Source organism: Cohnella caldifontis (assembly GCF_029360585.1).
In the GTDB taxonomy this organism is placed as follows: Bacteria; Bacillota; Bacilli; order Paenibacillales; family Paenibacillaceae; genus Cohnella; species Cohnella caldifontis.
This window is the reverse complement of record NZ_JAQZSJ010000009.1, coordinates 167,483-186,956: the sequence shown is the minus strand read 5'-3', so window position 1 is coordinate 186,956 and position 19,474 is coordinate 167,483. Positions and strand designations below refer to the sequence as shown.

At 46.6% G+C, this 19,474-nt stretch carries 23 protein-coding genes, 3 pseudogenes and 1 riboswitch; of the genes and pseudogenes, 18 read left to right on the top strand and 8 right to left on the bottom strand.

From position 1 onward, the window contains the following. The first annotated feature begins 47 nt into the window (after positions 1-47). Entirely contained in the window at positions 48-809 is a 762-nt protein-coding gene (locus tag PTZ19_RS14665) for an SDR family oxidoreductase (protein ID WP_276355786.1), read from the top strand. 236 nt (positions 810-1,045) lie between these two features. Here the strand turns inward: PTZ19_RS14665 and PTZ19_RS14660 are convergent. After that, a pseudogene (locus PTZ19_RS14660) lies at positions 1,046-1,335 on the bottom strand (multicopper oxidase domain-containing protein); the annotation flags it as partial. Positions 1,336-1,527: 192 nt separating this feature from the next. Beyond that, positions 1,528-2,043, bottom strand: a pseudogene (locus PTZ19_RS14655) (methyltransferase domain-containing protein); the annotation flags it as partial. A gap of 218 nt (positions 2,044-2,261) precedes the next feature. Between PTZ19_RS14655 and PTZ19_RS14650 the strand changes: the two are divergent. The 3 genes from PTZ19_RS14650 to arsC are packed head-to-tail and all read left to right on the top strand — an operon-like array spanning position 2,262 to position 4,106. Then, positions 2,262-2,585: an ArsR/SmtB family transcription factor gene (locus PTZ19_RS14650; protein ID WP_080835580.1), complete on the top strand. Its 324-nt coding sequence runs from the start codon at positions 2,262-2,264 to the stop codon at positions 2,583-2,585. A 16-nt stretch (positions 2,586-2,601) separates the two neighbouring features. Next, the gene (gene arsB / locus PTZ19_RS14645) at positions 2,602-3,657 is read left to right on the top strand and encodes an ACR3 family arsenite efflux transporter (protein ID WP_276355780.1); all 1,056 of its coding nucleotides are present in this window, start codon (positions 2,602-2,604) and stop codon (positions 3,655-3,657) included. A gap of 20 nt (positions 3,658-3,677) precedes the next feature. Next, positions 3,678-4,106, top strand: a complete 429-nt coding sequence (gene arsC / locus PTZ19_RS14640) for an arsenate reductase (thioredoxin) (protein WP_080835050.1) — start codon at positions 3,678-3,680, stop codon at positions 4,104-4,106. 700 nt (positions 4,107-4,806) lie between these two features. Here the strand turns inward: arsC and PTZ19_RS14635 are convergent. Together PTZ19_RS14635 and PTZ19_RS14630 are read right to left on the bottom strand one after the other, a co-directional pair. After that, on the bottom strand, positions 4,807-6,567 hold the full coding sequence (locus PTZ19_RS14635) for a SulP family inorganic anion transporter (protein WP_276355776.1): 1,761 nt from the start codon (positions 6,565-6,567) through the stop codon (positions 4,807-4,809). A 175-nt stretch (positions 6,568-6,742) separates the two neighbouring features. After that, complete coding sequence (locus PTZ19_RS14630; RefSeq protein WP_036684721.1) at positions 6,743-7,072, bottom strand: ArsR/SmtB family transcription factor; 330 nt, start codon at positions 7,070-7,072, stop codon at positions 6,743-6,745. A gap of 192 nt (positions 7,073-7,264) precedes the next feature. Here PTZ19_RS14630 and PTZ19_RS14625 point away from each other — a divergent pair, with 192 nt between their 5' ends. The 13 genes and pseudogenes from PTZ19_RS14625 to PTZ19_RS14565 all read left to right on the top strand — a co-directional run bounded on the left by PTZ19_RS14625 (position 7,265) and on the right by PTZ19_RS14565 (position 15,391). After that, the gene (locus PTZ19_RS14625) at positions 7,265-7,900 is read left to right on the top strand and encodes a hypothetical protein (protein WP_276355765.1); all 636 of its coding nucleotides are present in this window, start codon (positions 7,265-7,267) and stop codon (positions 7,898-7,900) included. A 960-nt stretch (positions 7,901-8,860) separates the two neighbouring features. Then, a complete protein-coding gene (locus PTZ19_RS14615; protein ID WP_276355763.1) occupies positions 8,861-9,442 on the top strand; it encodes a sulfurtransferase TusA family protein in 582 nt (193 codons plus the stop codon). Between the two features lie 25 nt (positions 9,443-9,467). Continuing rightward, the gene (locus tag PTZ19_RS14610; protein WP_080835035.1) at positions 9,468-9,863 is read left to right on the top strand and encodes a DsrE/DsrF/DrsH-like family protein; all 396 of its coding nucleotides are present in this window, start codon (positions 9,468-9,470) and stop codon (positions 9,861-9,863) included. Between the two features lie 49 nt (positions 9,864-9,912). Continuing rightward, positions 9,913-11,034 (top strand): MBL fold metallo-hydrolase, encoded by a 1,122-nt coding sequence (locus PTZ19_RS14605; protein WP_276355835.1) that lies wholly within the window; start codon positions 9,913-9,915, stop codon positions 11,032-11,034. A 15-nt stretch (positions 11,035-11,049) separates the two neighbouring features. Further along, complete coding sequence (locus PTZ19_RS14600; protein ID WP_248929872.1) at positions 11,050-11,331, top strand: sulfurtransferase TusA family protein; 282 nt, start codon at positions 11,050-11,052, stop codon at positions 11,329-11,331. A gap of 245 nt (positions 11,332-11,576) precedes the next feature. Further along, complete coding sequence (locus tag PTZ19_RS14595; RefSeq protein ID WP_248929871.1) at positions 11,577-12,368, top strand: sulfite exporter TauE/SafE family protein; 792 nt, start codon at positions 11,577-11,579, stop codon at positions 12,366-12,368. A gap of 123 nt (positions 12,369-12,491) precedes the next feature. Next, positions 12,492-12,968 (top strand): DsrE/DsrF/DrsH-like family protein, encoded by a 477-nt coding sequence (locus PTZ19_RS14590; protein WP_248929870.1) that lies wholly within the window; start codon positions 12,492-12,494, stop codon positions 12,966-12,968. Positions 12,969-13,037: 69 nt separating this feature from the next. Continuing rightward, a complete protein-coding gene (locus tag PTZ19_RS14585) occupies positions 13,038-13,304 on the top strand; it encodes a metal-sensitive transcriptional regulator (protein ID WP_080835020.1) in 267 nt (88 codons plus the stop codon). After that, positions 13,297-13,548: pseudogene (locus tag PTZ19_RS14580) on the top strand (rhodanese-like domain-containing protein); the annotation flags it as partial. The gene PTZ19_RS14585 and the pseudogene PTZ19_RS14580, both read left to right, overlap by 8 nt. 30 nt (positions 13,549-13,578) lie before the next feature. Beyond that, positions 13,579-13,929, top strand: a complete 351-nt coding sequence (locus PTZ19_RS25420) for a rhodanese-like domain-containing protein (RefSeq protein WP_248931092.1) — start codon at positions 13,579-13,581, stop codon at positions 13,927-13,929. Between the two features lie 28 nt (positions 13,930-13,957). Beyond that, the gene (locus PTZ19_RS14575; protein ID WP_248929869.1) at positions 13,958-14,347 is read left to right on the top strand and encodes a rhodanese-like domain-containing protein; all 390 of its coding nucleotides are present in this window, start codon (positions 13,958-13,960) and stop codon (positions 14,345-14,347) included. 100 nt (positions 14,348-14,447) lie between these two features. After that, positions 14,448-14,798, top strand: a complete 351-nt coding sequence (locus tag PTZ19_RS14570) for a class I SAM-dependent methyltransferase (RefSeq protein ID WP_276355754.1) — start codon at positions 14,448-14,450, stop codon at positions 14,796-14,798. 209 nt (positions 14,799-15,007) lie between these two features. Continuing rightward, positions 15,008-15,391 (top strand): DUF302 domain-containing protein, encoded by a 384-nt coding sequence (locus PTZ19_RS14565; RefSeq protein WP_276355752.1) that lies wholly within the window; start codon positions 15,008-15,010, stop codon positions 15,389-15,391. Between the two features lie 60 nt (positions 15,392-15,451). Here PTZ19_RS14565 and PTZ19_RS25310 read toward each other — a convergent pair whose 3' ends face one another. The 4 genes from PTZ19_RS25310 to PTZ19_RS14555 all read right to left on the bottom strand — a co-directional run bounded on the left by PTZ19_RS25310 (position 15,452) and on the right by PTZ19_RS14555 (position 17,463). Continuing rightward, positions 15,452-15,610, bottom strand: a complete 159-nt coding sequence (locus tag PTZ19_RS25310) for a rhodanese-like domain-containing protein (protein ID WP_339329331.1) — start codon at positions 15,608-15,610, stop codon at positions 15,452-15,454. Positions 15,611-15,907: 297 nt separating this feature from the next. Then, the gene (locus tag PTZ19_RS25415; protein ID WP_248929865.1) at positions 15,908-16,267 is read right to left on the bottom strand and encodes a fluoride efflux transporter FluC; all 360 of its coding nucleotides are present in this window, start codon (positions 16,265-16,267) and stop codon (positions 15,908-15,910) included. 6 nt (positions 16,268-16,273) lie between these two features. Next, positions 16,274-16,699: a fluoride efflux transporter CrcB gene (crcB, locus tag PTZ19_RS14560; RefSeq protein WP_276355749.1), complete on the bottom strand. Its 426-nt coding sequence runs from the start codon at positions 16,697-16,699 to the stop codon at positions 16,274-16,276. Between the two features lie 30 nt (positions 16,700-16,729). Further along, a riboswitch (Fluoride riboswitch) is annotated at positions 16,730-16,792 on the bottom strand. A gap of 356 nt (positions 16,793-17,148) precedes the next feature. Then, complete coding sequence (locus PTZ19_RS14555) at positions 17,149-17,463, bottom strand: hypothetical protein (protein WP_248929864.1); 315 nt, start codon at positions 17,461-17,463, stop codon at positions 17,149-17,151. A gap of 209 nt (positions 17,464-17,672) precedes the next feature. Here PTZ19_RS14555 and PTZ19_RS14550 point away from each other — a divergent pair, with 209 nt between their 5' ends. Then, the gene (locus PTZ19_RS14550) at positions 17,673-19,379 is read left to right on the top strand and encodes a recombinase family protein (protein ID WP_276355746.1); all 1,707 of its coding nucleotides are present in this window, start codon (positions 17,673-17,675) and stop codon (positions 19,377-19,379) included. Positions 19,380-19,474: the final 95 nt, after the last annotated feature.

The following is a 19,474-nucleotide window of genomic DNA, read 5'->3' as shown; positions in this document are numbered from 1 at the left end:
CGAAGGACTTCCGCCTATAAGACGAATCAACGGAAAGAAGGGATAAGATGGACATCAGCGCAAGAATTTCTTTATCGGGAATCGAAGACAAGGTCGTCGCCATCACAGGCGCAAGCAGTGGAATAGGCGAGGCGACTGCACTTCTGCTCGCTGAACGCGGTGCGAAAGTCGTACTTGGCGCGCGCCGAATGGATCGCCTTGAGGCTCTGGCGACCCGCATCACGAATGGGGGTGGTGAAGCTGTCTATACACCCACGGACGTGAGACGGCGCGCCGATCTAACCGACCTCGTCAATTTGGCATGTAAGCGGTACGGCAAGCTTGACGTTCTCGTCAACAATGCTGGTGTTATGCCAATCTCCCCTCTCGACGACTTACGCGTCGAGGATTGGGAGGATATGATCGACATCAACATCAAAGGAGTTCTGTATGGCATCGCCGCTGCGCTGCCTGTCTTTCGCCAGCAGGGTTTCGGACATTTCGTCAATACCGCTTCTACAGCAGGACATAAGACTGTACTAAACCAGTCTGTGTATTCGGGCACGAAGTTTGCAGTGCGCGCCATCTCCGAAGGTTTGCGCCAGGAGGCCGGCGATAAAGTGCGAGTGACGATTATTTCTCCCGGTTTTGTCCGGACGAACTTCGCGGAAGGTGTGACAAATCCGGAGGTAAAGGCCCGGCTCGAAGAGTCCCGGGACAAGTTCGCGATGCCGCCGGACGCGATCGCTCGCGCGATTGCGTTCGCGATCGAGCAGCCAGCCGATGTGGATGTGAACGAAATCGTTATCCGTCCCACAGCTCAGATTTAACTCGCTCCTCTCTGAAGCGGTGTGCGGCTGGAAAGTTGTCTTCCGTAACTCACCTCGGAGCGTCTTGGGCGACTCTCTATGAATTTGCACAGCGTAGACGCTGTATCCAATTAGCCAAAAAATTTGGAATCGTATGGACGAATTGGCCACGTTACGGGTGAGCGCTCATTTTTGTATTCCTCTGGTTTATTTCTTGCATTCGGGTCTGCAACAAAATCAGTCTTAAAGTCTGTATATTATAATTCCGTTACCATACCAGACGAAGCATGATGAAGATCGTGACAATGGAACATCCAGTTCCTTTCATTATCTGCTTCGAATGCAACAACGTATTCTTCCCCCGGCTTCAAATTCTGCGTATCCTTAATAACGGGGGACCATTCAAGCGGTTTCCCGTTTTTGTTTAGGCATTGGAAGAAGTGCCCGTATAGGTGCATCGGATGGTCGTCGCTTTACGAGTTATTGACGCGGCGAACTTTGACGGTATCTTCTTTTTGACGTTTATCGGAACGGTATCCGCAGTAGTAGATGCTGTCTCTTATGTAGCAGTTAGATTGGCTTTACGGAAAAGTCATTTGTAATACGTCTGCGGTGTGCTGAAACCTGCTTCTCCTGTCTATAAACATGCCGGGAAATCGCGAGTTAACCCAATATAAGCAGTTCTATCCAAACGACGATAGAACTGCTTTACTTATGATCTATGGCTGTGCCGATTGGGTTATGGTTTAACTCCTTTTATAACAGCAGAGGCAATGTAGCCTTCCACCTTCGACCCAGGAACCCAATCTTTAATAAACGCCCCGGATTCCTCTTTTGGTTCGACTACCACATCCTTAAATCCACTTTGCGTTAACATCGTCTTCAGCTCATCAACGGACGATGCCCCGGATATGCACCCCGAATAAAAAACATCCAAGTCGTTTTTGATTTCCAACGGAAGCTCTGCCGTCATCACGACATCGGAAACGGCCAGACGACCACCGGGGCGAAGAACGCGGAACGCTTCATGAAACACTTGCTGTTTATCCGGAGAAAGATTGATGACGCAGTTGGAAATGGTGACATCCACCGTTTGATCGGGAACAGGCAAATGCTCGATTTCCCCTAGCCGAAAATCGGTGTTCGTAAATCCTCCTTTGACGGCGTTATTGCGGGCGCGACTTACCATTTCCGGCGTCATATCGACCCCGATCACATGGCCGGTTTCCTCGACCTGCGAAATAATTCGCGTACATTTTCCACGGTGCTTCACCTCATGAACCAGTTATACAACAGTCATTTGCGAGTATTAATTTGCTTGCATTGCAAAAAAATAAGTACTCCGGAAAGGGTTTGTCTTAGACAGGCTATTGTAGATGGAATATAAAAGTATCATTTTCCGTATTGACTTTTTATCATACATAAATAACAATATGGTTATAAGGTTTTAAGTTTGGGGTGATAAGAATGCCAATGGAATTTGAAAAGATAGCGGATATTCTGAAAGCTCTTGCCGATCCGACAAGGCTGAAAATCCTTTCTTTGCTCCGTATTCGCGATTGTTGCGTGTGTGAACTGGTTCCCATCTTTAACATTTCCCAGCCAGCCATTTCCAAACATGTAAGCCGTCTAAAAACGGCTGAACTGGTCCGCGAAACGCGAAAGGGGCAATGGGTGTTCTATTCGATCAATGAGAAGCGGTTAGAGGAAATCGGTTATGCCTTGTCCCATTTGCCCGATCTATCCGAGGAGCTGCGGAAATTGGAGCAACAAGGACTGACAGTTACATGCGAGTAAAGGGGGTATGCAGCAAGTGAGCAAACAAGAGAGAAAGCGGCTTTCGTTTCTGGACCGCTATTTGACGTTATGGATTTTTGTTGCGATGGCGTTGGGGATTGGCCTGGGCTACGTATTTCCTAACTTTGTCGTCGGTTTGAATGAATTTCAAGTCGGAACCACATCGATACCGATTGCGCTTGGCCTTATTTTAATGATGTATCCGCCGCTGGCGAAGGTACGATACGAAGAAATCGGCCGTGTCTTCCGAAATGGCAAAGTGTTAACCATTTCATTGATTCAAAACTGGCTCATTGGCCCGATCTTAATGTTTTTCCTGGCTATTATTTTCCTCCAAGGCTATCCGGAATATATGGTCGGCCTGATTATGATCGGTTTAGCCCGTTGTATTGCAATGGTCATCGTTTGGAACGATTTGTGCAGAGGGGATGCCGAGTACGCGGCGGGACTCGTTGCTTTCAACTCGATCTTTCAAGTTTTGTTTTATTCCGTCTATACCTTTATCTTTGTTACGATTTTGCCGGGATGGTTCGGGTTGGAAGGTGTCGTTGTTGACATTACGATGGCCGAAGTTGCCAAGAGTGTGTTCATTTATCTAGGGATACCGTTTTTGACCGGAATGATTACTCGCTATTCTCTTGTAAAAGCAAAAGGACGGTCCTGGTACGAAACGGTCTTTATTCCGAAAATCAGCCCCATTACGCTGATCGCGTTATTGTTTACGATCTTCGTCATGTTCTCGCTGAAAGGCGAAATGATTATCCAATTGCCGTTCGATGTCGTGAGGATCGCGATTCCGCTCTTGATTTACTTTGTTGTCATGTTCCTGATCTCGTTTTTCATGGGCAAAAAAGCCGGGGCTGGTTATCCGGTCACTTCTACACTGGCATTTACCGCCTCGGGGAATAACTTCGAGCTGGCGATTGCCGTTGCCGTTGGGGTGTTTGGTATTCATTCCGGCGCAGCATTTGCGGCCGTCATCGGTCCTCTTGTGGAAGTCCCCGTGATGATTGCCTTAGTCAACGTCGCGCTCCGATTCCAGCGGAAGTATTTTTCAAAGCAAGCAGCTTAATATAAACAGGAGGACTCATCATGTCAGAAAACAAAAAACTCGTTTATTTCCTTTGTACAGGAAACTCTTGCCGCAGCCAAATGGCGGATGGCTTTTTGAAGGCTCTCGGTACTGATCGCTACGAAGTAAAAAGCGCCGGGTTAGAGGCACATGGGCTGAATCCGCGCGCCGTTCAGGTGATGAAGGAAGCCGGCGTCGATATTAGCAGCCATACATCGGATGTCATCGATCCGGAGATTTTGAATCGAGCTGACTATGTAATAACGTTATGTGGACATGCAGACGAGCATTGTCCGGTGATTTCGAATAAAAACGTCGTGAAATGGCATTGGGGTTTCGATGATCCTGCCAAGGCGACCGGTACCGAGGAAGAAATCACGAGCCATTTTCGAGCGGTTCGGGATGCGATTAAGTCGCGTATCGAAAAGTTTCTTGCCGAAGGTCGGTAAATTTGAACGGGAATGTAAAGTTGTAAACTAAACATTGTCATTACTCCATGGGCAGGATTAAATGAGTAAAGAAAGAAATGTATCCTCACCCTTAAGCCCATTCAAGTCTACATGAGGAGTGGTTTAGGATGGATTGCTGTACATGTTAAGCTTCTGCTTTAGAAACCATTCATCCCGACAACTCTTATTTATTTTGTTCGAACTCTGCTTACGCAACCGTATATTATAGTGGGAATCATTCGCAATCATTTGCCGAGGATGACGTGAAAGTGGCTGTGTAACAAAAGAATCCGAGCATGGGCGTGTCTGTATGTTACTGTTTCAATTGGACGAGAGAGCGCCTCGCAGTCGATCTCATTTTTGCTTAAATAAACGATAAGATTGCTAGAACACTTTTTTATTTATCCGCCCGACAATCATGATAACCTCTTAATTTTCGATATTGTCTAGAAACTGTTCTTGTCGAAACAATATGAATAGTGTTCGAGATTCACGTGACCTTCTGACAAGTCGACACAAAACAATATTTTTAAATCTTTCATTGTCTTGCACTGAATAAACGACGCGAGTCATAATACGCGATTGATGCTCATTGACACCTTTTGCAGCGGATGAGCCATGATCACTTTGTATTGCTGACGTGCAAGTGCATAGCCATTCACCTCATTTCGTCTTTAGGGCGATTTCGAATGAGATTAGGCTATGTCCTTGCTGGATCAGCCTTTAAACTGGTGATCACTTCTTTTTGAGACTCCTTGTTTGATAACGCCGCGCATTCACGGAAAGCAAAATGTTTACAACCTAGACATTTATTCAAATCCAGTTGCAATAGCGCGAAGTTAAGTGCTTCACCGGTATGTGCAAAAAAATGTTCAGCCCCAATCAGCGTATACAACCCTGTTCTCTTCAATACATCTAAAGGCTGAGTTTGAATTCCGGATACAAGAATAATCCCACCAAATTTCTCGAAATGCTTCACCAAACTGGACAGATTTGATTCACCCGTCGTATCCATAAAAGGTACTTTTCCTATGCGGAGCAGTAACACTTTCGGTCTCTGATGAATCGTATCCATAATGGACTTTTCAAACATGTTCGCGGCGCCGAAAAAGAGAGGACCTTCGATGGTATAGATCCCGATTTGTGGACAATCGTGGCCTTCGGTTACCATATGGGATTTCACTTTCTCATGTTTAGTTGCTGGGTCAGGCAATACCTTGGAAACCAGTAAACCGTCGCTCATGCGCTTCACAAATAGAATAACGGCTAAGATTAACCCGACTTCAACGGCAGTCGTTAAATTCGTAAAGACCGTTAGCAAAAAGGTAATGAGGAGGACAAAAGAATCGCTCGTTTTGGTTTTCAAGACGTGAGCGAATTCTTTTCGTTCGCTCATGTTCCAGGCAACCAGCATTAGAATCGGTGCCATACTAGCAAGTGGGATCTGCGATGCATAAGGTGCAAACAAAATGAGCACCAGCAGCACAACAATGCCATGTATTATACCCGACAAAGGTGAGACCGCACCGTTTTTGATATTGGTTGCTGTTCGTGCAATGGCTCCTGTTGCTGGTATGCCTCCAAAAAGAGGGGTTACGATATTGGCGATGCCTTGCCCAATCAGTTCCCGATTGCTGTTATGACGACTGTCGGTCATGCCGTCGGCAACAACCGCCGATAATAAAGATTCGATGCTCCCCAACATGGCAATAGTAAAGGCGGGGCGAATCAAATCTTCAATGCGATCCCAGGTTAGATCAGGGATATGAAAATGGGGTAAGGTGCTTGGAATAGCTCCAAATGACGATCCAATCGTTGCAACTTCCCCTTTAAAGAATACGGTCGCCATTATAGTGGATACGATAAGCCCTACCAAGGAACCAGGGACCTTCGGTAAAAATTTCGGTGTTAGGATGATAACTGCCAAACAGACGACCGCTGTGATAATACTGTAGAGATTCGTAGTTGCGAGATGCATTACAATTTCCTTCATATTGGGTAGAAAATTCTCATGTTTCTTGATACCGCTCAAACCTAACAAGTTGGCAATTTGTCCGCTGAAGATGATGACGGCAATTCCAGCGGTAAATCCGATGGTTACAGGGCGAGGAATAAATTTTATCAACGCACCGAGTTTAAATAGCCCCATGAGAACAAGTATAATTCCCGCCAAAAATCCTGCAAGCAATAAATTTTCGTATCCATATTCCATGACGATCGCAAAAAGAATCGGAATAAATGCACCGGTCGGTCCGCCAATTTGAAATTTAGAACCCCCGAACAAGGAAATACAGATACCGGCCACAATGGTGGTATAAATGCCATATTCCGGTTTTACACTAGCCGCAATAGCAAATGCCATCCCTAATGGAATGGCGATAATACCAACAATGAGGCCTGAAATGAGATCCTTGCGGAATGCGGCCGCATGGTATCCTTCAAATCTTCCCGTCCATTTCATCTGAATTACCTTCTTTTATTCATATATTTGATTATTTAAATATAAGTGAAATGTTACTCCTGTCATCGAATAATGTCAATCATAATAATCTCGTGCCGCTCCGCATGTTTCCGGCTGCAAAACAAAAAAACAAGGTGATCCTTGATGTTACTCATGGAACCCCTTGTTTTTCAGTTTAAGATTCATTTCGAATGACCTCAAGTAATGAAATGGCATCAACGAGATGATTATCGAAGATCTGTTTTGTAACTGCGAGCAGGTCCTTAATCAGCGGATCACGTAACGAATAAATGACAGAAGTACCATCTTTTAAGCCCGTCACCACATTTTTATTTCGCAATACTGCCAACTGCTGAGAAACGGCTGAACCCTCTGAACCTAAAATACTCTGTATCTCATTTACGTTTTTATCTCCTTCACTCAGAACCTCCAGGATTCGAATCCGCATGGGATGCGCCAGCGCCTTAAAAAAATCGGCTTTAAACTGTTGGATATTTTGATTCATGGCTAACGCCTCCTTGATCGCTATATTTTTGAATATATAAATATCATAACACAACTCCACCCAAAAACATTCTGGAAAGAAGGGCATACCGGCGCATGGATTGTGATTTGGTTGAAATTCCTGTATAATACCCATAATATTCAAATATCTGATTATTTGATTTTTTCAAAATAACATAAGGAGTGGGTGCGAATGCCGGACTCAACGAGTAAGGACTCGTCACATCAAGATTCGTCATCCTCTCGCGAATCGACTACACCTTTCATGCAGGTAAGCAGACAAACCGTCATAACAATGGGGATTCATGCGTTACATGAGATCGGGTCCAATTCCATTTGTAAAGTTTGTATCGCCAATGGAGGTTCCTGTTGTAAAGGATGTCGACATCTTGTCAAAGGTGTTGGATGCCAAAAACGAAATACAAGTTGTACGGCATGGTTATGCGGTTTTTTAAAGTTCTTTTTGTATGAAACTGGTCTTCTACGAGAATGGAATGACTTTTGGGAGCAAGTCCCGGGACAAGATTACCGTGAGGACTTTACGCCAGAGGTCTTTTATGTGACAAAGTCGTTATATCTTCCAGATCTTCGCAATTTGAGTGAGGCTCTTGCTACTGATCTTCATGAACTGGCTAAAGCTCACATTGCGATCGGGTTTATCCTAACCCTACGGGAAAAAATCGATAAACAGATTGATCAACTCCACGAGTGTCAGCATAATCGGAAAAAGAAAAACAAATTAAAACGGAATATAAAAGTGTTATCCAGCCCCTTCCAGCGTTTTCAAAAAGAACTGCATGAATATCAACAAAAATTTACGATTTCGTAGCAACTTCAATCAGGAGGAAGAGGGGGGATATTGGTGTTTCATTGGCGTATTACAGCCATTGGAACGCATGTACCCCAAAAAAACTGACAAATGATGATTTGGAAAACATGGTGGATACCAGTCATGAATGGATCTTACAGAGGACAGGCATTCATGAACGCTGAGATCATTTCACTTATTCCTGCCTCTTAAAATCTGTCGTGGTAATTACTGAACGCTGTGATGGCGATAATACAAGGTTACTTTCGGTCGCACAATTAAGTAAAATGTATTATGTGTCTTGAATGCCGTCCAATTCCGGCATTCGGATGTCCATAAAAATAATGTCGAAATCCTTCTCAAGCGCGGCATCTATTGGCTAAAGCCAACATAATGTAGCTCCACCATCCGGACCAGCGTTTACGAATAAGTACCGTTAATGCAAGTGCGAATGCCCCCGGTGTATGATCACTTGGAAAGGAAGCATCCGCTGCGTGAGGGAACAGTAAATGAACCGGATGGCTTACAAACGGCCGAGGCTCAAAATAGAACTGGGCAATCACATAATTCAGAAACAAAGCCAGCATCCCAGCGAACCCCGACTGTACATCAATATGTCTCCTTCGATCGCCAAGCACCCACACGAATCCAAGCCATAAAGCAAATAACTCCAAACCGTATTTGCTTGCAAGTACCATAATCGAATCGAGCCAAATAAGATGTCCCGACAAATCGTTAATAAATTCCAAAAAATGGCTAACTCTGATGCAGGTTGGTAAAGTCTGCTTTTGTTTTTATATTGGTTTCATAACTATAATCCTTATATCTCTTGATTCCCGGTTAATTCAAAGTTGACAACAATACATTACGCGATTTATTATACATATAGGGGTATACGTAATGATGATTTTGAAATCATTTGGGTAAACTCGAACAGGATAGGTAAGCTCCGGAAAAACACCAATTTAGGAGGGTTACGATTTGACTACACATCCAGAAATCAAAGCCGATCAGACGCTTGATTGCAAAGGTTTGGCCTGTCCGATGCCTATCGTCAAAACCAAAAAAGCGATGGATCAGCTGCAATCCGGGCAGGTCATCGAGGTTCAGGCAACCGATAAAGGTTCACTGGCTGATATACAAGGCTGGGCCAAGAATACCGGCCATCAATATTTGGGTACGATTCAGGATGGCAACGTGCTCAGGCACTTCATCCGTAAATCGAGCGCGGATGAGATCAAGGAAGAAAAAAAATATCCTCACACCGTGACCAATGAAGAGCTGGAGAAAAAGCTGGGCAACGTAACCGTGCTCGATGTTCGCGAGCCTGCCGAATACGCGTTTAACCGCATACCCGGCGCCGTCTCCATTCCGCTTGGGGAGCTGGAAGAGCGCCTCGGCGAGCTCAATCCGGATGATGACATTCACGTAGTATGCCGTACGGGAACGCGCAGCGATCTTGCTTGCCAATTGCTGGCCGAGAAAGGCTTCAAGAACGTGAAGAACGTGAAGCCTGGCATGTACGGGTGGTCCGGCCCGACGGAAAAGGACTTTCAAATCTAATCATCGACCAAGGAGGTCATTCCAAATGAGCACGAAAGTAGCGATTATCGCTAGCAACGGCGGACTGTTCGATGCCTATAAGGTCTTCAACATCGCGACCGCATCTGCGGCAACGGATGCCGAGGTGGCGATCTTCTTCACCTTCGAAGGACTGAACCTGATCCACAAGCAGGCGCATCACCAGCTTCCGCTGCCCGCGGGCAAAGAGCATTTCGCGGAAGGCTTCAAGAACGCCAACATTCCCTCCATTCCGGAACTGGTGAACATGGCGCAGGAAATGGGCGTGAAAATCATCGCCTGCCAAATGACGATGGACGTCATGAACCTGAAGAAAGAGGATTTTATTGAAGGAATCGAAGTCGGTGGAGCCGTCACGTTCCTGGATTTCGCGAAGGACGCAAACGTGACCCTGACGTTCTAATTCATCAAAGGGGGAAACAACATTGACTACTGCAAGCGGACTCCGCCCGATGGCAGCGGGAGAACTGACGAAAATCGTCCTGAACAAAGAAGAGCTCTTTATTCTTGATGTGCGCAACCAAAGCGATTTTGACGATTGGAAAATCGAAGGGGAAAGCGTCGAGATCATCAACATTCCGTATTTCGACTTGCTTGACAGCGTGGATCAAGCGTTAGAACAAATCCCAAGCGACAAACGCTTGCTGGTGGTATGCGCCAAGGAAGGCTCGTCCAAATTCGTGGCGGAACAATTGGTCGAGGCTGGAAGAACGAACGTCTCTTATCTGGAAGGCGGCATGAAATCCTGGAGCGAGCATCTGGAGCCGGTAAAAATCGGGGATTTGAAAGACGGCGGCTCCCTGTACCAATTCGTGCGGATCGGCAAAGGCTGCCTCTCCTACATGGTGATTTCCAGCGGTGAAGCGGCTGTGATCGATACGTTCCGGATGACTGACGTATTCGAACGCTTCGCCAGGGAACAGGGAGCAACCATTAAACACACGCTGGACACGCACCTGCACGCGGACCACATTTCCGGCGGGCGCAAATTGGCGGAGCAAACAGGCGCAACGTACTGGCTGCCGCCCAAGGACGCGACAGAAGTAACGTTCCCATATGAGAAACTGGAAGAAGGCCGTGACATCACGGTTGGCAATACGAAGATCAAAATTCAACCTATTTACTCGCCGGGTCACACCGTCGGCAGCACGTCGTTTATCGTAGATGATGAATATCTGCTTACGGGCGATATCCTGTTCATCGAATCGATCGGCCGCCCGGACTTGGCTGGCAAAGCAGAGGACTGGGTTGGCGATCTTCGCAACACCTTGTATAACCGTTACAAAGGCTTGGCTCAGGATTTGATCGTACTGCCGGCACACTTCGGCAAAGTGACGGAGCTGGGAGAAGGTGGCCGCGTCATGGCCCGTTTGTCGGATCTGTACCGCGACAATCCGGGCTTGAACATTCAGGATGAGGAGACGTTTCGGCGGACGGTAACCGTGAATCTTCCGCCTCAACCGAACGCCTATCAGGAGATTCGCCAAACGAACATGGGTAAGATTACACCGAACGAAGACGAGCAGCGCGAGATGGAAATCGGTCCGAACCGCTGCGCGGTGCATGATAAATAAAGAAGGAACATGAATATGAATACAGATATCACGGTCGATACGAAAGGTATGGCTTGCCCGATGCCGATCGTCAAGGCAAAGAAAGCGTTGGATAGCCTGCAGACGGGTCAAGTCATGGAAGTTCTGTCTACGGACAAAGGCTCCGTCAAAGATTTTCAGGCGTGGGTCAAACAGACGAACCACGAACTCATTCAGCACGTAGAAGAAGACGGCGTTTATAAATTTTACGTTCGCAAAGTATATAAAATAAGCGGGACCCGGAAGGGCCCGCTTATTTCGCCTCGTCATATACGATAGTGACGCCAAGGGAACAGTAACTTTCTTCGGTATAATGCCCTTGGGGGCAAGTTTTCGTGCTGCTTGCCATGTCGTTTTTCGCTTTCAACTTTTGATTGCACACCGGGCATTTATCTTCGAATAGGCTTTTTAATTGTTGAAGCAATTGGATCACCTTATTTCTTATGAGTTTACTTGGACTTAATTATAACCTGTATTCACCTTGAGGTCACGCCTTATAGAAAACTTTACGACAGGAGGATGTCATGGATTTCTTACTGCTCATTGTCATAGTGCTCATCGGTCTGGTCGGCTCTTTCTTTTCTGGGCTGCTCGGTATTGGCGGCGCGATTATTAATTATCCCCTCCTACTGTATATTCCATCCCTTTTCGGTGCGGCACACTTTACCGCCCACGAAGTTTCCTCCATCAGCATGTTCCAAGTCTTTTTCGCTTCTCTTGCGGGTGTTATCGCGTTCCGGAAAAAAAGCAAAAAGGGAGCAACGGGCGTTGTCAATAAACAGCTAGTCCTTTACATGGGGAGCAGCATTCTTGCCGGCAGCCTGGTCGGCGGCTTTGTTTCGGGTTTGTTGAACGGGGATGTCATCAACCTGATTTACGGCATCCTTGCGGTACTGGCCGTCGTGCTGATGCTCGTTCCCAACCGGGGGAAACAACAGGAAACGGACGACCTCCGTTTCAACAAAATCATCGCCATTACTGCGGCATTTGTAGTAGGTATCGTTTCCGGAATCGTGGGGGCCGGCGGCGCGTTTATCTTAATTCCCATTATGCTCACCGTTCTCAAAATTCCCACGCGCACAACGATTGCGTCCTCGCTCGCGATCGTTTTCATTTCGGCCATCGGAGGCGTCATCGGGAAAATCATGGGCGGCGATATCCCTCTGTTGGCGACGGTATATACCGTCACCGGCAGTTTGATCGGAGCACCGATTGGCACGATGGTCAGTTCGAAAATCAACGTGAAGGTGCTTCGATATGGTTTGGTCGTCCTGATCGCACTCACGGCCATTAAAGTGTGGTCGTCGATTTTGTGAATGATAAATCGTATCTGCAAATATTTGCCGCGGCAAAAGGGTTGCAATCTTTTTTATTGACCTTTATTATACCTATAGGGGTATAAGTAAAATTCATGAGAGAGAAGGTAGGTGACGTTGGAAATGGCAAAAAATAAAACAACAATCGTGCTTTTCAGCGGCGATTTGGATAAAGCCATTGCGGCATTCATCATTGCGAACGGAGCTGCGGCGTATGATCACGAAGTGACGATCTTCTTCACGTTCTGGGGATTAAACGCGCTTCGCCGCGACGAACCGATCAAAACGAACAAAGGCTTGCTTGAAAAAGCTTTCGGATGGATGATGCCGCGAGGCGCGAAGAAGTTGGGCTTGTCGAAAATGAACTTCGGCGGCCTGGGACCCCAGATGATCAATTATGTGATGAAAAAGCACAAAGCATTGTCGTTGCCCGAGCTGATTGAACTGGCTCAAGAACAAGGCGTGAAGTTAGTCGCCTGTACGATGACGATGGACTTGCTCGGTCTGAAACAGGAAGAATTGATCGATGGTCTGGAGTATGCAGGAGTAGCCGCATATCTGGGTGACGCCGCGAACGGAAAAGTAAACTTATTCATTTGAACAAGCGTGTATGATCTTACTATTTTTTTCTTTATAATATACCCATACACGTATAAGGAGATGTTGAACATGAACTACGAATACACGGACGAAATCAAAACCCGGCTGCGCAGAATCGAAGGACAAGTTCGCGGGGTGCTGCGTCTGATGGAGGAAGGGAAGAGCTGCAAAGAAGTCGTTGCACAGTTGTCCGCTGTTCGCAACGCATCGGACAAGGCTATCGCTCAGATCGTTGCGGAGAATCTGCAGCAATGCATTCTGGCGGAACAGGCCGCCGGTAACGATACGGGAAAGATGGTTAAAGAAGCTGTGGAGCTTCTGGTAAAGAGCCGATAAAACGCAGGATGTACGCGAACCGGCGGAATGGGCGGAAGGACACGTGGCCGGAGCCAAACATATTCCCCTCGGTCAACTGGGCGAACGTCGCAATGAACTGGACCCCAAGCGCGAAACCATCGTCATTTGCAGAAGCGGCAACCGGAGCGGGCTCGCATGCGAACTGCTCAGCGAACAAGGATACAACGTCGTTAACATGACGGGCGGACTCAATAATTGGACAGACGAACTGGTTCGGGATTAAACGAATAAAGGAGGAGGAACGTTGGCGATCGTGTTTGCTCTGGTCGTTCTTGTTCTGGCTTCATGGGGACTCCGCCGAATTTGGCCGGCCAAAGGGCTGAATTGGGTGGATCCCCAATCATGGAAAGAAGCCATCGACCGGAATTCTGAAATGAAACTGTTGGACGTTCGCGATGCCATGGACTATGAAGCATGCCACGTGAATGGCTCCATTAACATATCTTTAGGCCGTCTACCGGTGCTTTGGAAGAAGGAGTTGTCGCCGGAGGATTCCGTTCTCATCATCGCGGATGGCGATTACGAGCGAAGATCCGCCGCGCGAATCCTAAGACGACGCGGCTTCCGGAAGTTATATACCGGAGAAGGCAAAGGATGCGCATAAAAGCCAAGGCGAAAGGAGGCCTTTTTAGTTGAACAGTGACATTTGGGTAAATATCATTCTCGTCTTTCTGGTACTCGTATTCTTTTATTTCCGATTCGGTCCGACGAAAGGGCTAAAGACGCTTAGTGCGGCAAATTTCAAACAAGAGCTTGAGGGGTCCAAGCAAACGGTTCTTATTGACGTTCGCGAACCGGGAGAGTTCAAGGGAGGACATATCCAAGGGGCGAAGAATATCCCTTTGTCCCAGTTGAATCGCCGGCTTGGCGAAATCCCCAAGGATCGGGATCTGTTGCTCTATTGCCGAAGCGGCATGAGAAGCAAAAGTGCAGCGCGGATTCTGATGAAGAACGGTTTTACCCGGCTGGCTCACTTGCGTGGTGGTATCAGTGCTTGGACAGGCCCGGTGTCGAAGCGATGAACGGGAGGGTTAATCCTTAATCGTATTGGTAATCATTATCTGGAGAGTACGGATGGAACTGCTAAGGAGAAGAGACCCTGCATGATCGAAGGTTGAACATATGGCGAAATTGGAGAGTCCTGAACGCAGAGCAGCCAGTCCTCCGGAGCCGCTGCTTGATAAACTCGATGTACGTGATCCTTTTTCGCTTCTGGACTTGGGGGCTGGCACCGGTTATTTTACGCTTCCGGCTGCGGAGCGAACGAGCGGTATCGTATTCGCACTCGATATCGAACCGCGAATGCTGGATATCATCCGCAGCAAGGCTGAAGAACGAGAACTGAACCATATTCAGACCCTTCAAGGACAATTGGAGAACATTCCGCTGGAAAAGGAAGCTGTGGATCGGGTGCTCGCATCCCTTGTGCTCCATGAAGCAGAAACCGTCGATCGGGCCGTTGCAGAAATGTAACGCGTCCTGAAATCTGGCGGTATTTGTCTATGTCTTGAATGGGAGAAGAAAGAGACGCTCCAAGGGCCTCCTCTCCATCATCGCATCAGCGCGGATGCATTGAAACAATCCATGGAGCGGCATGGATTTTCGATTATGGAGGTCATTAGGCCGACAGATGTCCAATATGCCGTGATTGCCCGGAAAGCATGACAAGGGAGGACATTAAAATGACATTTCATTGCACGGTTGAAACGGAGAAAACGCCGGAACAAGCCATTGAGAAATTGACGGAAGCCCTAAAGGAAGAAAAGTTCGGCGTGCTTTGGCAGTTGGATATGAAGGCTAAACTTCAGGAGAAGGGAGTGGATTTCAACCAAACTTTTCACATCCTGGAGGTCTGCAACCCCGTCGAAGCCAAACGCGTGTTATCTGAAAATTCCTTAGTCGGCTATTTCCTTCCTTGCAAGATCGCGGTTTATGAGGAGAAGGGGAAAACCCGGATTGGCCTCCCAAAACCTACGGCCCTGACCGGCCTGGTGGAAAACGACAATCTCATGGCGATTGCAAGGGATATCGAGAAACTCATTGCTTGCGTCGATAAAAGCAAATAATACGTCAATATGCAGAAAGAACTCTGTCATGCAGGGTTCTTTCTGCATCAGCCTCACTTTTTACTCCGATGCCGATGGGCGGAAGGAGGCGATCTCGAAGGATTTATAGCCGCCGATCAGGTTAGCTGCGTCAAACCCATGCTGTCTTAAGATTCGAGTAGCCACGTTGCCGCGATAATCGACTTGGCAATAGACCATGAGCGGCTTGGAGGGAATCAATTCGTTCAGCCGGGCTCATCCGCTGCGTGAGGGAACAGTAAATGAACCGAATGGCTTACAAACGATCACATAATTCAGAAACAAAGCCAGTATCCCGGAGAACCCCGACTGCACATCAATATGTCTCCTTCGATCATCGCCAAGTATCCACACGAATCCGAGCCATATAGCAAATAACTCCAAACCGTATTTGCTTACAAGAACCATAATCGAATCGAGCCAAACAAGATGTCCTGACAAATCGTTAATGAATTGAAACACAGCATAATTCATAGCGGCAATCCTCCTGATGTTCGTCTAGGTCCACAAATGCCCGAATACATAACCTAATGCGCAGAAAGCAATTCCAGAAATCACACTGATAGACACATAAGAGACAATAGAGCGCCATTTATATAGTCGGCGGATCTGTACAATTTCGTACTGGAATGTAGAAAAAGTTGTAAAGGCTCCTAAGAAGCCCGTTCCTATAAGGGCGGTAAGATGTAAATTCAAAGTCAGCCCATACAAAATGTCGAGTAAAAAGGAGCCTGCCAGGTTTACAGTCAACGTTTCGAAAGGAATCGATGATATTGATCGTCGACTAAACGCATCCACGACAGCAAATCGGCTAATCGCCCCAATAAACCCACCAATGCCTATCCATAAAATATCCATTAACGTTTACTCACTTTCCTGCTGGATTCTGCCTTTCTCATAGTTACCCAGGCGTATACCTAAGCTTGTGAACAGGTAACCGCCGAGCAGGCTTGCTGCAATGTAGAGCAATGCTAATCCATAATGTGCTGATTGAAGCAATGTTACATTGTCATAACTAAAGGTCGAAAACGTAGTGAACGACCCAACAAATCCTGTTCCGAAAGAAGAGCGGAAGTGCGGATGTACCAAAAATCTTGTCGTGGTCAGCGTATAGAAGAGAGAAAGCAAGAAACAACCCAATAAATTAATCGTTAGCGTGTGAACCGGAAATGCATGTCCAAAACGTTCTCCTATCCAAATGCCAAGTGAATAGCGGCTAATAGCGCCGAGCGTTCCGCCGACACCGAGATACACATAAATCAAATCGACCCCTCCTTTCCAACTATTCATATAAAAAGACAAACTCCTACCAGAATAAGAATTCTGGTAGGAGTCATTAGCCGTTACCGGCGGTTTATGGCGAACTCCATCGCCTTATGAACATGTAATTTATATTAGTTGAAATTCCCGTTCAAGTCAATCTTTATTTGGAACGAGTTATAAGGAGCCGGTGATAATATTTCGCAAATCGATCAACAAAAGCTTCAATTCATTACATTTAATTAGGCATTTGATTGTATCGAAAAAAGAAAGCCTCGGAGGGGAGTTTTTGGGCAAGCAGTTCCGATTTTACCCTAAAAATGAAATGAATATTAGAGGGACATTATTCAACCCCTCAATGCTCCTTGAAAACTGAATACAATCTTATCCGGTACGTTCCCCGCATGGCCTGGAAGGATAGCCAAATTGCAGGCGCGCCACGACCAGTCTGCCGATTCTTATTTCTGCATGCCTTGAAATCAGAAGCGGTAAACTGCGAGCGATTTTGCCCATGCAATAAATAAATAGTGGTGCCATTTATGGCGAAGACCCATGCGGAGGGATAATGATACTTCCGTCCAGCCACAGCTCAGCGCAATGGGGGCGGCTTGCAGCGATCCTGGAAGAGGTTTGAAGCCTATGAGGACGGCTAACCACTGTCCGCCGGATAAGGTTAATGTAAAAGAAGCAACCAAAACAGAGGCGGAGACAGAGATGCGCGTATAAGGTTTTGTTTTGTTGCGCATCTCTGCTTTTCTGTTTTTAAAAATGATTGGGAGGTAGCTATGAACCATAAACTCGTCCGGTACAGTATGCAAATCGCTATGATAAAACAATTGCTGGCATTATCTTTGATTACCGAAAACGAATTTCATTTGATAAAGAACAAAACGATGCGGGATTACGGCATCATTTCGGACCTTACTTCTTGATTCGCACATTTGTCGGTCCGCCCATCTCTTATTAAACTGATGGCAAGTAAATAAGAATGGAGGACAACATCATGGCTCTCGAAGTAGAAGTAATTAAAGCAAGTAGGAAAATATCCGATCGCAACGCCGGAAAGTTACCGGATGTTCTTCGCGTCGCCCCATATGCCCGCGTAAGTACCGACACCGAGGAGCAATTGAGCAGCTACAAGTCGCAAGTCGCCTATTACACCGATCTCGTTAGCAAACGAAGCGACTGGGTACTGGTTGATATTTATGCAGATGAAGCCATAACCGGTACTCAGGTAGCGAAGCGCGAGGATTTTCAGCGCATGATTAACGATTGTATGGACGGGAAAATTGATATGATCATCACCAAGTCTATCTCCAGGTTTGCAAGAAATACGCTGGACACGTTGAAATACGTCCGGATGTTGAAGGAAAAGAACATCGCCGTACTTTTTGAAGATGAGAATATCAATACGCTGACGATGGACGGCGAATTGTTGCTCGTCATCTTAAGCTCCGTAGCGCAGCAGGAAGTGGAGAACATCTCCGCCAACGTAAAAAAAGGTTTGAAGATGAAAATGAAGCGCGGCGAACTGGTGGGCTTTCAAAGTTGTTTGGGCTATGATTACGATGTGAATACGAAACAGATCACCGTTAATCAAGAAGAAGCCGAAATCGTCCGCTATATTTTTGAACGATATACATCGGGGATCGGCGCTTACGTTATTGCCAAGGAACTGACTGAGGCGGGACATAAGACCAAGTACGGAAGGGGCGAATGGCAGGACACAACCGTTCTTGGTATCATAAAGAATGAGAAGTACAAAGGCGATTTGCTGCAAGGAAAGACATTTACCGTCGATCCCATTTCCAAGAGAAGGTTGGATAATTACGGCGAGGAAGATCAGTTTTATGTCAAAAATCATCATGAGCCGATTGTCAGCGAGGAAGTATTTGAGAAGGCGCAGGACATATTGCATCGAAGAGGCGAGAATCGTCGCCGCGGCGCAAAAGGCAAGCGGGACAAGTACAGCAGAAAATTTGCTTTCAGCAGCAAGTTGGAATGTGCTTTCTGCGGAAGCAATCTCTCGCGGCGGAACTGGCACAGCGGAACCCCGCACGAGAAGGTGATTTGGCAGTGCGTGACAGCCACGAAAAAGGGGAAGAAATACTGCCCTCACAGTAAAGCCTTGGAGGAAAAGCTGATTGAGGGTGCTTTTGTCGAATCGTATAAATTGGTGTGCCGCAATAATTCGGACGTGCTGGACGAGCTTATGAAAAGAATGGAATCGGTGTTTAGCGACCAGAATAATCAAAAGCGACTGAACAAAATTAACAGCGAGATTCAGGCCATGGAGCAAAAACGTTGCAGGCTGATTGATTTGTGCCTGGATGAGAAAATAGACAGGGCTACCTACGAACAGAAGTATGTGGAACTCGATACTTCGCTCACTAAACTGCTCGAAGAAAAGGAACAACTGGAGCAATCCGCACAAGATGAAATTGATTTGGGAAAGCGGCTTGAGCATTTCCGCAAAGTGCTTCAAACAAATGAGGTTCTGACCGCATTCGACCGAAACGTATTCGAAAGCATCGTTGATAAAGTGATTATTGGGGAGAACTCCAATCAGGAAAGTCCCGAGCCGTACAGACTGACCTTCGTCTATAAGACCGGCTTTCATAACAGCATCCAAAGCAAGATGCATAAGCAAAAAAAGTCCTTGCGAAGTGAAAGGGGGAGAGTGCCTTCCTATTCCGAGAACAACACATGAAGTGTGCTGTGTGTTGTTAGTGAGAGAATAGTTTTGAAGCCGCATTTACTAATTTTAGAAAACACCTGGTTGAACAGATGGGTGTTTTCTTTTTT